The sequence below is a fragment of the Bacteroides sp. An322 genome, assembly GCF_002161765.1.
Taxonomy (GTDB): domain Bacteria; phylum Bacteroidota; class Bacteroidia; order Bacteroidales; family Bacteroidaceae; genus Phocaeicola; species Phocaeicola merdavium.
Genome location: NZ_NFIN01000013.1, coordinates 74,025 through 90,707 on the forward strand (window position 1 = coordinate 74,025; position 16,683 = coordinate 90,707).

Here is a 16,683-nt window from a genome sequence, read left to right on the forward strand (position 1 = left end):
ATTAATAATTCTATAAATCAAAATATTACGCCTACCGAAAAGCTCAACACATTGTGGCGGTGTTTTAATGAGATGTCTTGCGTATTATAAGGGGCATCTGTCAAGTCTTTGTTATAAGATACGGATTTTACCATATTGTGCAGTCCGACTTCATAACGGAAATCAAAAAAGATGTTCGACACATTGACCGACAATCCCACGACTCCGCTGAAGCTGAACGGTCTCATTTCTTCATTGATGTATTGCTGGTAGAATCCGGAATATTCGCTATCACTGTGCTTTTCCCAGATATATGCCGCTTTAGGTCCGATAAAAAATGCCATTCCATACGGATATTTATCAATAAACTTATATCCATAAAGCAAAGGCACGTCTATCGAGTGAATATCGGTCTTTACCAGTGCATTCTCTTGAAGCAAAGGAATATTCTCCGCGGTATTGGGTATGGAGATGCTTCCTTTTGATATATTATACGAAAACTCGGTCTGAAAAAAGTGGTGCTTCTTCACGTTGAACCGGCAAAAGAATGCGCCCAAATAGCCCACTTTATAATTGTTCTGCAGATTCTTTAGTTCCGTATTCCCCAGCGAAAAACGGTCAATGAAAAACATGGATGAATTAAATCCAACCTTGATGCCTATATTGACTTTCTGACTGCTCTCAGTATCCCGTGAAGCGGCTTGGGCTTTTCCGGAAAATCCAGTAGCCAACAAAAGGAACAGCAATATCAAGGCATTTGTTTTCATGACACAAGAATTATTTCTTCTTTTCGACCGACCAGCCGAATTTGCCTATTTTCTTTCCTGTTTCATAATATCCTCCATGTTCATAGACCAGCAAGTTTGCTTTTTCCATATCAAACTTGCCCGTCTCCGCATCCAGGTATTTATCATCCGCTTTTACGTTTACCACATCTGCAATAAACATATCGTGCGAGCCTAAGGAAATGATTTCTTTCACCCGGCATTCGATGCAGAGGGGAGACTCTTCAATAATCGGAGCCTTTACCATCGATGCTTTTCCCGGAGTCAGGTGCATTTCCTTAAACTTGTTATAGTCTTTGCCCGAACGCACGCCGCACCAGTCTGTTGCGTATGCCATATCTTTAGTCGTCAGGTTGATGACAAATTCCATATTCTTTTTCAGTATCGGATATGAATGACGTTCCGGACGGACTGAGATATAACACATAGGCGGGTTGCTGCAGATTGTCCCTACCCATGCCACGGTCAGGACGTTGTATTCTTCTTCCGTACTTCCGCAACTTACTAACACAGCCGGCAGAGGGTAAATCATGGTTCCCGGTTTCCAGTCTTGTTTCATAAAAAAAGCCTTTAAATCAGTTTGATGTTGTCTACTTGTTGTTCTTTCTCGCAATAGTGGCATTTCAATACGCCGTGTTCCTTGTCTATCAGATGAAACCATGTCTGCATCGGTTCGTTATTGGTGATGCATTTCGGGTTATTGCACCGCACGATGCCTTTCAGTTCATCGGGCATTACGACTTCTTTCTTTTCCACCACTTCATAGTTGCGGATGATGTTCAGTTTCATGTTCGGGGCAACTACCGAAAGGCGGCTTATCTCTTCATCAGAAAAGAAACGGTTGGCTATTTTGATGATGCCTTTCTTCCCCAATTTCTTGCTTTCAAAATTGTTTCCGATAGTGATGTTGCTGTCCAAATGTTGCAGGTCGAGCAAAGATACTACGGTAAACAATTTGTCTGAAGGTATATGGTCGATGACAGTGCCGTTCTCCAAAGCGGCTACCTGTAATTCTTTCTTATTGCTCATAACGTGTAAGGTTTAAATGTTCATTAATCGTTCGGTATCCGCTTTTACTTCATCAAGGGTGATGCCCAACACATCGCAAAGAATGGCTTCACGTGCATACAGTCCGTTTTGTGCCTGTTGGAAATAATAGGCTTTCGGATTGCTGTCCACATCGTATGCGATTTCGTTCACGCGGGGCAGGGGATGCAGGATGCGTAAGTTCGGACGGGTATGTTCCAACATCTTGTTGTGCAAGATATATACGTCTTTTACCCGTTCGTATTCCATTAGGTCGGTAAAGCGTTCGCGCTGCACACGGGTCATATATAAAATATCTGCATCGGCTATCGTTTCTTCGCTAAAGTCGGTATGCTCTTCGTAGCGGATGTTGTGCTCTTTGCAATACAGCTTGTATTCTTCCGGCATCCGGAGTTCATTCGGCGCGATGAAATGGAAAGTCGGGTTAAAGTGCCGCATTGCCATTAATAAAGAATGCACCGTGCGTCCGTATTTCAAGTCGCCCACTAAGTAAATGTTCAGGTTCTCCAGTGTGCCTTGGGTTTTATATATCGAATAGAGGTCGAGCATGGTTTGAGAAGGATGCTGGTTGGCTCCGTCTCCTGCATTGACAATAGGTACCGGAGCAATCTCGCTGGCATAGCGTGCTGCCCCTTCTAAGTAGTGGCGCATCACGATGATGTCGGCATAGTTGCTTACCATCATAATCGTATCTTTCAAAGTCTCTCCTTTCGATGAACTGGTCACTTTCGGGTCGGTAAACCCGATTACCTTTGCTCCTAACCGGTTGGCTGCTGTCTCAAAGCTCAAGCGAGTACGGGTAGAAGGTTCGAAGAAAAGGGTGGCTACGATTTTCTGGTCCAGCAAATGACGGTTCGGTTTCTTTTCAAACTCTTGTGCCATTTCCAACAGGTAAAGAATGCGTTCTTTCGAGTGGTTGGCGATAGTAACTAAACTTCTATTTTCCATATTTTCGGTTTTTATTGGTCGTTGTTTATAAATACCGGAGTTCAAAGATAGTCAAAAAAATAGAATGAACGGCTTTTATTCCCGCATTTTTTATACTTTTGCACATTAAAAGAAGAATATAGGACACAGAGGCATGTATATGCGGTGCGTTTCTCAAGTATATGGGGCGGCGCATGCATGTATCTGCGTGCGGGTTTTTATATAATATAATAAGGAGAGGAAAATATGAGAAAGAAATTCATATACACGTTGTGGGTCTTGGTTGTTTTAGGTATTTTGGCGGTGGCAATGGTCTTTACGGCTATCGCTAAAGGGTGGATAGGCTATGTGCCTCCGGTAGAAGAACTGGAAAATCCGAACTTGAAGTTTGCCACTCAAATCATATCCGATGACGGGGAACTGCTTGGCACATGGTCGTATAGCAAAGAAAACCGCGTTTATGTAGGTTATAATGACTTGTCGCCTAATCTGGTCAACGCCCTGATTGCTACAGAGGATGTGCGGTTCAGCGAACATTCGGGCATCGACTTCCGTGCATTTGTGCGTGCGGTGGTAAAGCGGGGCATCCTGATGCAAAAGAATGCCGGAGGAGGAAGTACCATCACCCAGCAGCTTGCCAAGCAATTCTATTCGCCCACGGCAGATAATGTCATGGAGCGTCTGCTTCAGAAGCCGATTGAGTGGGTGATAGCCGTCAAGTTAGAGCGGTATTACACGAAAGAGGAAATCCTGACGATGTACCTCAATAAGTTCGACTTCTTGAATAACGCCGTAGGAATCAAGACCGCGGCTAAGACTTATTTCTCGAAAGACCCGAAAGACCTTTCCATTGAAGAAGCGGCTACATTGATAGGGATGTGCAAGAACCCTTCGCTCTACAATCCGCGCCGTTTCAACGAACGTTCACGCGGACGCCGGAACACGGTGCTCGACCAAATGCGTAAGGCAGATTACATCACGCAAGCCGAATGCGATTCGCTTCAGGCGCTTCCGCTCAAGCTGAAGTTCCAGCCGGTAGACCATAAGGACGGGCTTGCCACTTATTTCCGTGAATACCTGCGCCGTATCATGACCGCTAAAGAGCCGGTGAAGAGCAAATACCGGGGCTGGCAGATGCAGCAATATTACGAAGATTCGTTGGCATGGAAAACCAATCCGCTTTACGGCTGGTGCGCGAAAAACAAGAAAAAGGATGGTTCGAACTATAACATTTATAACGACGGTTTGAAGATTTATACCACCATTAATTCACGGATGCAACGCTATGCCGAAGAAGCGGTTTACGAGCACGTTGCGAAATACCTCCAGCCTCGTTTCTTCAAAGAAAAGCGTGGGCGGAAGACCGCACCTTATACGAATGAGCTGACACAAGAAGAAGTAGACGCAATTATGGACCGCTCGATGCGCCTTACCGACCGTTACCGGCAAATGAAAGCTGCCGGATGTTCGGAAGAGGAAATCCGCAAGGCGTTTAATACGAAGCATGAAATGTCGGTATTCTCTTACGAAGGGGAGAAAGACACCATTATGACTCCGATGGACTCTATCCGGTATTACAAGTATTTCCTGCGTGCCGGATTTATGTCGATGGACCCGGTGACGGGCTATGTGAAAGCGTATGTAGGCGGTCCGAATTACAATTATTTCCAATACGATATGGCAATGGTGGGACGCCGTCAGGTAGGTTCTACCATTAAGCCTTACCTGTATGCTTTAGCAATGGAAAACGGCTTCTCGCCCTGCGATGAAGTACGTAATGTCGAGCAAACTCTTTTCGACGAAAACGGAAAAGCATGGTCGCCCCGCAATTCTTCCAAATCGCGTTATGGCGAAATCGTTACCCTGAAGTGGGGACTTGCCAATTCGAACAACTGGATTTCGGCATACCTCATGAGCAAGCTCAGCCCGTATGCCTTGGCACGCCTGATTCATTCTTTCGGGGTATTGAATAAGGATATCCAGCCTACGGTTTCCCTCTGCTTGGGTCCGTGCGAAATATCGGTGGGTGAAATGGTCAGCGCTTATACCGCATTTGCCAACCGGGGCATCCGCACCGCTCCTCTCTTCGTTTCCCGAATCGAAGATAACGAAGGAAACGTGATAGCGACTTTCTCTCCGCAAGTGGATGAAGTAATCAGCGAATCGAGTGCCTATAAGATGTTGGTGATGCTCCGTGCCGTTATCAATGAAGGTACGGGTGGACGTGTGCGCCGTTTGTATGGCATCAAAGCCGATATGGGAGGCAAGACGGGAACTACTAACCGTAACTCCGATGGTTGGTTTATGGGCTTTACGCCTTCGTTAGTTTCGGGATGCTGGGTAGGCGGAGAAGAGCGTGATATCCATTTCGATACCATGCGCGACGGACAAGGAGCGTCTATGGCGTTGCCCGTATGGGGGCTTTATATGCAAAAAGTCTATGCCGATAAGACGCTTGGTTATTCCGAAGAAGAGCATTTCGATATCCCTGAAGATTTCGACCCCTGCAAAGACAAGCTGACCGAAATGGAAGAAGAAAACGCCAGCCGTCTGGATGATGTTTTCTTCCAGTAAAGGTGTGGATAAATTGAAACGCAGATTAGCGCAGATTTACGCAGATTATAAATTAATATTAATTCCGCGTAAATCTGCGCTAATCTGCGTTTTAATCCTATTGTTTTACCAAACTTATTGGATTTCCGGATTTCGCTCTTGCATATTTCCTTTTTTTTTCTTATCTTGCCCAATCAGAAAAAAGAAAGGAGATGATGTATGGACCGCAACCTTACTTTGTATCAAGTTGCGCCCCGGCTGGCTGAGAAAGTATTCAATAGCATTGATGAATTTAATCGGGGGCGTACCGTCACCAACGGCTATTATGCTATCAGTATGGCTACGGCATACCGCCCTTACTATGGCTTTTGGCGCATTTTCCCCAATGTACAGGCTCCTTTGTTTATCCGCACGCTTGCCGTAACCTTTGATACCGCTTCGGAACGTGCCTTTGCCTTGCTTCAGAATTGCAACATCCGGCTGGAGGTGCTCGACAACCGTAACTTCGAATCTTATTATGGCTCGGCAGACGATATGATTCCTTTTGGCAAATACCGGGGAAAACGTATGTCCGAAATCTATTACATCGACCCTTCGTATGTATTGTGGCTGGCAAATAAGTTCCAGCCGGAGCAAAAACGATACGAATCTGTGGTAGAGATAGCCAAACAATTCGCCCGTGTTCATTTTGAACTTACGATTCAGAAACGCCGCATTTCTTCGGTCAGCCACAATGTAGGACGGGTGGGCGAGACCCTGAAAGAACTCTTCCTTACCGTCCTCGGTGTGCGTCTCCAAGTAGATACCTATAAGCCCGATTTCTATGTCGACCAGTCCGTTCTTGCCGCCGACCGCGACGGAAACCGCTTTGTCTTCACCGTGAAAGCCGGAGGCAGAAGCCTTTCGCCTAATGCCCTGAGTTGCCATAGCCGGAAAATCACCCCTCACGAGATGCTTCATCTTTCGTCTGCCCGTGTCATGTCGCATTACGAAAGCCGTGGTGTGCGCTATACCCGCTTAGGCTATGTCAAGCTACATAAATAAACCTTTCGTTTCTTTCATTTTTCTGCATCTCCAAACGAACCCTGCTTCATCGCCCGATTCATCCGGCTTCATTCCCCGATGAACCCTGCTTCATCAGCCTACGCACCCGCATGCATATTTAGCAGAAGATTTTTATCTGAACCTCACGAAGGTATTTTCATAAAATAGAGGTGCCAGATGTCATACGACATCCATAAGAACAAAAAACAAGCAATATGAAAATTTGCAACTAAGCATTCATTTTCGCCTTTAATCGCTATCTTTGCAAATAGGAACAAGGCAAGACTAGAAAATGGTTAGCCGGACAGTTGGGAAAGAACGAAGTTATTAATGGAATAGAAGAATAACATCATGGCAAAGAAACAACAGAAAGAAAAAAGCATAGAAGAAACCCTTTGGGAATCTGCCAACAAGTTACGAGGGTCAGTTGAACCATCGGAATACAAGCATGTGGTATTGAGTTTGATATTCCTAAAATATGCCTACGACCGCTTTGTGGAACGACGCAATGAACTGATAGCCGACCATAAGGAAGCGTTTGTAGACCAGCCTGTATTCTATAATGCCAAGAATATATTCTACTTGAACGAAATCAGTCGTTGGAATTACCTGATGGAGAATGCCAAGCAGAATGACATCGCCATCAAGATAGATGCGGCTTTGACACAGGTGGAGAAAGACAATCCATCCCTAAAAGGTGCTTTGCCAAGCAATTACTATTCCGGATTGGGGCTTGACCGCACCAAATTGGCAAGCCTGTTGGATGTGATAGGCAAGATTGATACACAGAAAGACAAAGAACATGACCTGATAGGGCGTGTATATGAATACTTCTTGGGCAAGTTTGCCATAGCCGAAGGTAAGGGTAAAGGCGAATATTATACGCCCAAGACGATTGTCAACCTCATAGCGGAAATGATACAACCCTATCGGGGCAAGATATACGACCCTTGCTGCGGCTCGGGCGGTATGTTCGTGCAGAGCATGAAGTTCATTGAGGCGCACCATGGCAACCGGAAAGACATTTCCGTTTATGGACAGGAATATACCAACACCACTTACAAGTTGGCAAAGATGAATCTTGCCATCCGTGGCATAGCCTGCAACTTGGGCGAAAAGGCTGCCGACACTTTCCATGACGACCAACACAAGGACTTGAAAGCGGACTTCATCATGGCAAATCCGCCTTTCAACCAAAAGGCATGGCGGGCGGAAAACGAATTGACCAACGACCCGCGTTGGCACGGTTATGACGTGCCGCCCACGAGTAACGCCAACTATGGATGGATTCTGAATATCGTATCTAAACTGTCTGCCAATGGCATGGCGGGCTTTCTGCTTGCCAACGGTGCGTTGAGCGGCGATGGTACAGAGTTGAACATTCGTCGTCAACTGTTGAAGAACCATTTGGTGGAAGCTATTGTAATCCTCCCCCGAAATATGTTCTACTCTACGGATATCAGCGTTACACTTTGGATATTGGCAGGCAACCGCAAAGCCCGTACCGTGGAACTGAATGGTGAGTTGGTGAACTACCGCAACCGGGAAAATGAGGTTTTGTTTATTGACTTGCGTCAATGGGGCGAACCGTTTGAGAAGAAATACATTCAATTTTCTGGGGAACAGATTGCACAAATAGCCGAAAACTTCCATAACTGGCAACGAGAAGGTCATGAACAAACCTATCGCAATGTACCCGAATACTGTTATTCCGCTACGCTGGAAGAAATCGAAGCAAAAGGGTGGTCGCTCGTGCCCAGCAAATACATCGAGTTCAAGAACCGGGATGAGGGCATCGACTTCGATACGAAGATGACGCAACTGCAAAGTGAGATGCAAGAACTGCTCCGTAAGGAAGAGGAAAGCAAAAAGGAACTGTTGAACCTGTTTAAAGAGTTGGGGTATGGATTTGAATGACAAGATTGTAATCTATCAGACGAATGATGGAAAGACAGCCATTGATGTGAAATTGGAGAATGACACGGTATGGTTATCTGCCAATCAAATGGCAGCATTATTCGAAAGGGATGAAAAGACCATAAGAAAGCACATCAATAATGTATTTTCTGAAAATGAGTTGGAGAAAAAGAACAACACGCATTTTTTGCGTGTTGATGGAGTGAAACAGTCGGTTGCTTTTTATTCTCTTGATGTCATCATTTCCGTAGGCTATCGTGTAAAAAGCCAGCGCGGCACGCAATTTCGCATTTGGGCAAACAAAGTGTTGAAAGAGTATCTGGTGAAAGGCTATGCCGTCAATAAGGCCTTGACGGAACAACGCTATACGGAATTGAAACAATTGGTCGCCGTCTTAGGCAGGACGGTCAAGGCACAAGAAACATTGACTTCCAATGATGCCCTCAATCTGGTAGAAGTGGTTTCCGATTATGCTTATGCCCTCGATACGTTGGATAGGTACGATTATCAGCAGTTGGCGGTAGAGCAGACCACTAACGAAGAAAAATTTCGTGCCACCTACGAAGGAGCCATGCAAGCTATCGAAGAATTGAAAGCTAAGTTTGGCGGAAGCCAATGGTTCGCCCATGAGAAAGACGACTCATTCAAGAGTTCCATCGGGCAGATATACCAGACATTTGGCGGACAAGACCTCTATCCGTCAGTAGAAGAAAAAGCCGCCATGTTGCTTTATCTCGTAACCAAGAATCATTCGTTCAGCGATGGCAACAAGCGCATAGCCGCCACGCTATTCTTATGGTTTATGGCAGGCAACGGTATCCTTTACAATCCGGACGGTACGAAACGCATAGCCGACAACACACTTGTCGCCCTTACGCTGATGATTGCCGAAAGCCGCACGGAGGAAAAAGATGTGATGGTAAAAGTAGTTGTGAACCTGATAAACAAGAACAACTATGAATAAGGGAGAAATGAAACGATTGGGCGATTATATCCGCGAGGTGGATGTAAGGAATCGGGATTTAGAGGTGACGATTTAGTTAGGTCTAAGTATGACAAAACTATTCCGTCCATCAACTTCTAATATTGTTGGTGTTGATTTAAGCAAATACAAGATAGTATACCCGTTGACGGAATTAATTTAGTGCGTATTTAATTCTGTCAATAGGCTTGTTATTAATGAAGTGATTTAAGCTTATTTCATTTTATTAAAATTATATCAAAATATTAAAACACAGCGTACAAATTGAATTGTTCTTTTATTATGGGGGACCAAACTCATATATAGTGAAAGTCCAATGTACACTGTGCTCGACAAAGATACGATAAAAAATGAAATATTGCCTCATCTTTCCAAGGAGGCAAAACGTGGTTATGTCACTCAAAGTTGTCAATTCCTATTTATCGTAGATGACTAAATATCAACATCTACTTAAAAAAGAGTAACCTAAACAGCATTAACTGAAGAATACCTACCTTTGCAGCAGCAATTATAAAAATACTAAACTTATCAAAGAACTCTTTGGCTTGGTGGCAGAAGCCGCTTAGCCGATATGTTGAATTTTTAACGGATTATTATTACAGTTTCTTAGAATTAATCATTACCTTCGCAAATAGCATCAATCTATTATCGCATACTTGTAATATGAATTGAATATGGGAACAGAAAAGATAAACAGGCTAAAAATTGTATTAGTAGAACAAGGTAAAACCGGGAAATGGTTAGCCGGGCAGTTAGGAAAAAACGAAGCCACTGTTTCACGTTGGTGTTCCTATACAAGTCAACCCTCTTTGGAGATGCTGATGAAGATAGCTGAATTGTTAAATGTTGATTCTAGAGATCTTATTATTTCACGGAAATAACAATGGGGACAAACTTCTTCACTAATGAGAAAGAAAATACCCTTCTTGAAAAAATAGAAGGTGTATTCAAATATAAAAAAGTACATTTCTTTGATGCACTGGTCGGATATTTCCGTGCATCAGGATATTTCCGTATAAGGAAGTTTATACAACAAACTCCCCACATTCGTATATTGGTTGGCATCAATGTAGATAAGCTGACTTATCAGGCTAATCAACAGGGTTTGCTTTTTAATCCTAACAGAGAGCAATCGCAAGAGGAGTTTTTTAATGAAATAAAAAAGAATATCCAAGAAGCTAAGTATGATAAAGAAGTAGAGGATGGGATGTATCAATTTATAGAAGATATTGTATCTGGCAGGATTGAAATGCGCATTCATCCTAAGCAAAACATACATGCTAAAATCTATATTTTCCGCGAAAAAGTATATCATCCACATGGTTATGGATCGGTTATCACAGGATCAAGCAACTTGACAGAAGCAGGTCTTGAAAAAAACTTTGAGTTTAATGTAGAGCTAAGATATGATGATGATATTCAGTTTGCTACAGAAACATTTGAAAGATTATGGGCTGAATCGGTTGAGATTGATATTTCTCATATCGAAAAGATTAAGACGGAATCCTATTTGAACACCGATTTTACACCATACGAAGTTTATTTGAAATTTCTATTGGAATACTTTGGCAAAAGTATAGATTTTGACCCAAACTCTGTGTCAGACTTGCCTAAAGGATATAAGAAATTATCTTATCAGATTGATGCTGTAAATGATGGCTATTCCAAAATGATGAAACACAATGGATTCTTTCTTTCCGATGTAGTCGGATTGGGGAAAACCATTGTTTCAGCTCTCATTGCCAAGAAATTTTTCTTTGCCAACGGATTCCCAATGCATCGCTCTCATACATTGATTATTGTTCCCCCTGCTCTTAAAGAAGGTTGGGAAAGGACAATGACAGAGTTTAAGCTTGACAATTATAAGATTATCACAAATGGAAGCCTGCATAAATTAAAGAATCCGTCACTTTATGATTTGGTTATCGTTGATGAAGCACATAAATTCAGAAGCGATACAGCCTCCATGTATAATGAATTACAGAAATTATGCAAGACCAAAACATTGCATGCTGACGGTAGTCTGCATGACAAGAAAGTGATACTTGTATCTGCAACTCCATTGAATAATAAACCGGAAGACATTGCCAACTTAGTTTATCTGTTTCAGGATTCCAAAGACAGTACGTTGGAAGAAGGCAATCTGCAGCGCTTTTTCCGTGAGCAGATTGATAAGTATAGAAAAGCAAAAGACCTGAAAGATATAGAATTAATCTCTAAGGAAGTAAAAGCAATCTACGAAAAGATTCGCGTTAAGGTAGTGGAGCCATTGACTGTGCGTCGCACCCGTACAGACTTAATGGAAAATGAGGCTTACCGAAAAGACTTGGAAAAGCAGAATGTTCATTTTCCGGATGTAAAAGCTCCGCATAAGATTTATTATCAACTTGATACGGAATTGGAGGAATTGTATGATAAAACTATCAGATATTTAAAAGGGAAAGAAAAAGGCACGTTGAAATACTATCGCTATCAAGCCATAAAGTATTTGCTTCCTCCTAAAAAAGATAAATATAAGAAAGCAGACTTGATTTCTATTCAGTTGGCAGGTATCATGAAAACATTACTCGTCAAGCGAATAGACAGCAGTTTCTATGCATTTAAACAATCTCTAAAAAGATACTATCAGGCTAATAAAGTGATGCTTGATATGTTTGAAAAGGGAGTGATATATATTGCTCCTAATTTAAAAGTCAATGAATTGCTAAGCGAAGGACGGGAAGATGAACTCATTCAACAGATAGAAGAAGCACAATATACTGATCCGACTATTGAAGTCTGTACCCCTGAAGATTTTGAAACAATCTTTATAGATGGATTGAAACAAGACGGACAAATATTGAAAGAATTGGTTGAATCGTGGGATAAGGTAACTTACGACCCCAAACTGGATATCTTTATCAATGAATATATGAAAGGTAAACTGTTTGATAAATCCATTAATCAAGAAGGTAAACTTGTCATCTTTTCAGAAAGTAAAGAAACTACCAAATATTTGTCTGATGCGTTAAAAGCAAACGGGTTCAATTGCGTTTTGACCGTTCAGAGTGATAACCGGAACGATAAAATGCCTGCCCTTGAAGCTAACTTCGATGCCAACTATAAAGGCGAAAAAAAGAATGATTATAATATAGTCATCTCAACTGAGGTCTTGGCAGAAGGGGTTAATTTGCACCGCGCCAATGTCATCGTCAATTATGATACGCCTTGGAACTCTACAAGGCTGATGCAGCGTATCGGTCGGGTAAACCGCATTGGAAGTACTGCAAAAGAAGTGCATATCTTTAACTTCTTCCCAACAGCCAAAGTCAATAATGATATTGAATTAGAGAAAAAAGCAAAGATGAAACTGTTTGCTTTCCATGCAGCATTGGGTGAAGACAGCCAAATTTATTCCACAGATGAGAGTCCTGAAAGTTTTGGATTGTTTGACAAGAATGTGGATGAGGAAAGGGATGAAAAGCTACGCTATCTGATGTGGTTGAGACAACTGAAAGAAGAAAATCCCGATTTGATAAAGCGGATAAATAAGATGCCTTTAAGAGCACGCGTGGGCAGAAAAAGCAAACTTATCCCTATGAGTACCATCGTTTTCATTCGCAATAAAAGAAGAGATGCATTTACTTTTATTCGTGAAGACGGCAGCATCGAAGAACTGACTTTTTTAGAAGCAGTAAAAGAGTTTGAAGCAAGGATAGAAGAGAAGGCAATCCCCTTGCATGACAAACATCATGAGCAAGTGGCAAAAGCGATAGACATTTTTTCGAAAAAAGAAGATGAGTCAAGAGCTATCACCAAAAAAGTGGTTTCTAGTCAAGGACCTAATGAGAAAAAGGCATTAGCTTATCTTGATGGTTTTGTACATGTTCCTAACATCACCAATGAAGAGGTGGATTTGATAGAAAAAGCCAAACGTGCTATTTCCACAGGAAGATTCCAACAGCTGCAACGGGATATAAATAAATTACAAAATGCAGTCAAGAAAACACCTGTGAAAACAGTCGTATTATTAGAACGACTTATGAAAATAATAACTTCTTATCCGCTTGAACATGTCGGGTTGAATAACTTTGAGGATCAAGCAATAAGCAAAGAACGATATGTAAAGGAGTTAATACCGGAAATTATTATCTCCGAAAGTTTTAATCTTTAATATGTATAAGAATGACGTCAGTTGAATTAAAAAATAAGTTATCTGCCAAGTTTGATTTCGAACAGTGGATTGGCATCTTAAGAGAAATGTTTCCTAAAGTTGAAATCTTTTCTCATATAAACCAAGTATTCCATACGTTGGTTAAAAATGGTGGGCAAACGGGTATTATTCGTTTAGATGACGGACGCTCATTGGCTATTTACACATTTGAGGTTTCGGATAAGGTACTTATTAATCGCAATCGCAAAGGCTTGCGCGACATCGCAGCACAAACCATTGACCAATCTATCATTCATGGAGTTTTAGCTTTTTATTATTCGAAGGATGTTGCGGACTACCGGTTAACTTATATAGCCAAACAATCTTCTTTCAACGAGAACGGAGAATTAATAAAATCCGAGACTGCCCCTAAAAGATATACTTTCCTATTGGGAGAGAACGAACCGTGCAGAACAGCTTCCAACCGTCTGTATGAACTTATCACAAAAAAGAAAAAAGGTTCTGTCTGTTTGGCTGATGTAACGGAAGCTTTTTCCGTGGAGCGTCTTAATAAAGATTTCTTTGCAGGATATAGAGCACAATATTTCAATTTTCTGAGGCTACTTGCCGACACCAAACAAAATCGGGATTATGTCAAGAAGCTGCTTGGACGTTTGGTCTTTCTGCAATTTCTTCAGAAGAAAGGTTGGATGGGAGTCCCTGCCTCTCGTTCAGATTGGGAAGGTGGGGATAAAAACTACCTCTGTCATTTGATTGAACATTATAAAGAGAATGACCGCCTGTTAAGCGATGTACTCGAACCCCTATTTTTTAATACACTGAATGAAAAACGGGAAGGGGACATTGCTGATGCTCGTTTGGGTGAGAATATCAAAATCCCATACCTCAACGGTGGTCTATTCGAAAAAGACAGCATAGACAAACTGGATATAGATTTTCCATACTCTCATTTTAAGGAACTAATGGATTTCTTTTCCATATACAATTTCACTATAGATGAGAACGATCCGGATGATAGCGAGGTGGGCATTGATCCTGAAATGTTAGGACATATCTTTGAAAATCTTTTGGAAGACAATAAGGATAAAGGAGCGTTTTATACGCCGAAGGAAATAGTGCAGTATATGTGTCGCCAAAGCATCATTCAATATCTGAAAACCCACGAGCCAAACGAACAGTATGCTGAACCGATAGAGCGATTGATAAATGATGGAATTGTAATGCCAATACTTCAAACAAAAACTGTGGCTTCTCGATTAATACAATTACTTAAAGATGTGAAAGTGTGCGACCCTGCTATTGGGTCTGGAGCTTTCCCTATGGGTATTCTATATGTATTGTACCACACTATTCATCATTTGCAATCCCATGCTGAGCCTAACAAGAGTTTTGATTCGACACAAACAAAGCTTGACATCATCCAAAATAATATTTTTGGAGTGGACATAGAGCAAGGTGCTGTAGATATTGCACGTTTGCGCTTTTGGCTAGCACTGGTAGTAGATGAAGTTTCACCTCAGCCACTGCCAAATTTGGATTATAAAATAATGTGTGGTAACTCATTATTAAACCGATATGATATAGATGAATCTTTAGAAGCAATCTTTGATTCCTATAATGAAACTTGTGATGAAAAAGACCAATTATCACTTGAAAGATATAAGCAATTAGTAGTAAATTACGCTACTACTTCCAGCCATATCACAAAACAACATTTGAAAGAAACCATTGATTGCATAAAAAGAGTGTTTCGTTCAGAATTAACCGATAGAGAGCGTTCTAAATTAAGAAAACTGAAAAGTAAAATCATTGATTTGGAATCCCCCTCACTTTTTGAACGTACAGAACAAGAAAAAAAAGGTCTTGTAAAGCTTAAAGCTAAACTGAAAGAACTTGAAAAAGAACAGACTACTATAGAAAGTAATAAACTGTATAAGGATTCATTTGAATGGCGATTCGAGTTCCCACAGCTTTTAAATAAAGAAGGAGAATTTATAGGGTTTGACATAGTTATAGGTAATCCTCCTTTCGGAGCATCATTCACTATTGCAGAAAAGAATGTGCTGAAAGCCCGTTATTCAGATGTACACATGCGTACACCCGAAAGCTATTGTTATTTCATTTCCTTAGCTTTTAGGTTGGCAAGAAATACTGGGGTAGTTTCTTATATTGTTCCTAATAACATGTTCTTTCAAAACGAAAACGAAAAAACACGCTCTTTACTGTTGTTCAAGCATCAGTTAGTCCGTGCTATAAATTTAGGAGATAATACTTTTGAAAATGCAGATGTACCTACATGCATTTTCGTATCAAAAGTGCAACATAAAGAAATATATGATATTGCCTATTCTGATTATAGGATGTGTAATATTCATGATATAGAATGGGATAAAAATATAGAAAACACGTCATCTACTTTAATCCAATCTGTCCCAGCTTATGTAGTAGGTTTATCTAATGAGGATATTAGAATATTAGGAACAATAAGAGAACAAGGGGTTTCTATTGATTCCATTGCAGAAGAAATGGCAAGTGGTATATCAACTGGAGGTGACAACATTTTTAAAATAAACAAAGATTTTGCAATCTCTCACTCTATTGAAAATCAGATACTTTTTCCTGTTGTTGTTGGAAGTAATATTGATAGGTATATTATAACTCATAATGATGAATATATAATTTACACAACAAGAGAAACGGATATAGAACGATATCCCAATACAAAAAAATATCTCATGTCATTTATAGAAAAACTGAAAAACAGAAGTGAATCTAAAAAAGGCATATTACCATGGTTTTCGTTAAATAGAAATAGATATAAAGAGCTTTTTGCAGAACCTAAAATAATTATGCGTCAGACCTCCGATAGTATTCGTTGCGTATATGACGAAAATGGTTTTTATGTATTAGATAGCATTCTTGTATTAAAAAAGAATACTAGTCTATATAGCTATAAATATATAGCAACTGTTTTAAATTCAAAATTGACAGATTATTTGTACAAAAAATTAACTCAGGAAGAAGGACGTACTTTTGCTCAAGTAAAACCTATTAATGTGCGTAAATTGTACATTCCTAAAGCTTCCGAAGAAGACCAAGAGATATTGTCTATACTCTATGATTATATGGCTGTCCTTAAAGGAAATAATATGCCACAGCCTATTTCCTCTATGAATGTTCTATTTATAGATCTTTTTGAGAGAATTATAGACGGATGCATCTACGAATTATTTTTCAGAGAACACATGAAAGAAAGGGGCATAGATATTATGACTTATCTCCCTTCATTTCTTAAA

At 40.9% G+C, this 16,683-nt stretch carries 11 protein-coding genes; 7 read left to right on the plus strand and 4 right to left on the minus strand.

What is annotated here, in order from left to right; translation table 11 throughout:
- Positions 1–17 precede the first annotated feature (17 nt).
- Genes B5F91_RS08615 through pyrB form a run of 4 tightly spaced genes read right to left on the minus strand, consistent with a single transcriptional unit; the run spans position 18 to position 2,759 of the window.
- Positions 18–746, minus strand: a complete 729-nt coding sequence (locus B5F91_RS08615; protein ID WP_087428684.1) for a porin family protein — start codon at positions 744–746, stop codon at positions 18–20.
- Between the two features lie 10 nt (positions 747–756).
- Positions 757–1,323 (minus strand): flavin reductase family protein, encoded by a 567-nt coding sequence (locus B5F91_RS08620; protein WP_087428685.1) that lies wholly within the window; start codon positions 1,321–1,323, stop codon positions 757–759.
- Between the two features lie 11 nt (positions 1,324–1,334).
- Positions 1,335–1,793 (minus strand): aspartate carbamoyltransferase regulatory subunit, encoded by a 459-nt coding sequence (gene pyrI, locus B5F91_RS08625; RefSeq protein ID WP_087428686.1) that lies wholly within the window; start codon positions 1,791–1,793, stop codon positions 1,335–1,337.
- Between the two features lie 12 nt (positions 1,794–1,805).
- The gene (gene pyrB / locus B5F91_RS08630; protein ID WP_087428687.1) at positions 1,806–2,759 is read right to left on the minus strand and encodes an aspartate carbamoyltransferase; all 954 of its coding nucleotides are present in this window, start codon (positions 2,757–2,759) and stop codon (positions 1,806–1,808) included.
- Between the two features lie 225 nt (positions 2,760–2,984).
- On the opposite strand from pyrB, the gene B5F91_RS08635 reads away from it, so the two are divergent.
- The 7 genes from B5F91_RS08635 to B5F91_RS08665 form a co-directional block, all read left to right on the plus strand.
- Positions 2,985–5,312, plus strand: a complete 2,328-nt coding sequence (locus B5F91_RS08635) for a transglycosylase domain-containing protein (RefSeq protein ID WP_087428688.1) — start codon at positions 2,985–2,987, stop codon at positions 5,310–5,312.
- Between the two features lie 198 nt (positions 5,313–5,510).
- Entirely contained in the window at positions 5,511–6,335 is an 825-nt protein-coding gene (locus B5F91_RS08640; RefSeq protein WP_087428689.1) for a hypothetical protein, read from the plus strand.
- 351 nt (positions 6,336–6,686) lie between these two features.
- On the plus strand, positions 6,687–8,252 hold the full coding sequence (locus B5F91_RS08645; protein WP_087428690.1) for a class I SAM-dependent DNA methyltransferase: 1,566 nt from the start codon (positions 6,687–6,689) through the stop codon (positions 8,250–8,252).
- Positions 8,239–9,216, plus strand: coding sequence for a virulence protein RhuM/Fic/DOC family protein (locus B5F91_RS08650; protein WP_087428691.1), 978 nt, complete (start codon positions 8,239–8,241; stop codon positions 9,214–9,216). Before B5F91_RS08645 ends, B5F91_RS08650 begins: the two co-directional genes overlap by 14 nt.
- Positions 9,217–9,908: 692 nt before the next feature.
- The gene (locus B5F91_RS08655) at positions 9,909–10,115 is read left to right on the plus strand and encodes a helix-turn-helix transcriptional regulator (RefSeq protein WP_087428692.1); all 207 of its coding nucleotides are present in this window, start codon (positions 9,909–9,911) and stop codon (positions 10,113–10,115) included.
- Positions 10,116–10,117: 2 nt separating this feature from the next.
- Entirely contained in the window at positions 10,118–13,387 is a 3,270-nt protein-coding gene (locus tag B5F91_RS08660) for a helicase-related protein (protein ID WP_087428693.1), read from the plus strand.
- 11 nt (positions 13,388–13,398) lie between these two features.
- Positions 13,399–16,683 (plus strand): N-6 DNA methylase (locus tag B5F91_RS08665; RefSeq protein ID WP_087428694.1); only part of this gene is annotated, 3,285 nt, incomplete at its 3' end.

What these genes read in the sequence shown, in the direction of transcription:
- pyrI (WP_087428686.1), bottom strand. Translation starts at nt 1,793, where the DNA reads ATGAGCAATAAGAAAGAATTACAGGTAGCCGCTTTGGAGAACGGCACT.
- B5F91_RS08660 (WP_087428693.1), top strand. Translation starts at nt 10,118, where the DNA reads ATGGGGACAAACTTCTTCACTAATGAGAAAGAAAATACCCTTCTTGAA.
- pyrB (WP_087428687.1), bottom strand. Translation starts at nt 2,759, where the DNA reads ATGGAAAATAGAAGTTTAGTTACTATCGCCAACCACTCGAAAGAACGC.
- B5F91_RS08615 (WP_087428684.1), bottom strand. Translation starts at nt 746, where the DNA reads ATGAAAACAAATGCCTTGATATTGCTGTTCCTTTTGTTGGCTACTGGA.
- B5F91_RS08650 (WP_087428691.1), top strand. Translation starts at nt 8,239, where the DNA reads ATGGATTTGAATGACAAGATTGTAATCTATCAGACGAATGATGGAAAG.
- B5F91_RS08635 (WP_087428688.1), top strand. Translation starts at nt 2,985, where the DNA reads ATGAGAAAGAAATTCATATACACGTTGTGGGTCTTGGTTGTTTTAGGT.
- B5F91_RS08645 (WP_087428690.1), top strand. Translation starts at nt 6,687, where the DNA reads ATGGCAAAGAAACAACAGAAAGAAAAAAGCATAGAAGAAACCCTTTGG.
- B5F91_RS08655 (WP_087428692.1), top strand. Translation starts at nt 9,909, where the DNA reads ATGGGAACAGAAAAGATAAACAGGCTAAAAATTGTATTAGTAGAACAA.
- B5F91_RS08620 (WP_087428685.1), bottom strand. Translation starts at nt 1,323, where the DNA reads ATGAAACAAGACTGGAAACCGGGAACCATGATTTACCCTCTGCCGGCT.
- B5F91_RS08640 (WP_087428689.1), top strand. Translation starts at nt 5,511, where the DNA reads ATGGACCGCAACCTTACTTTGTATCAAGTTGCGCCCCGGCTGGCTGAG.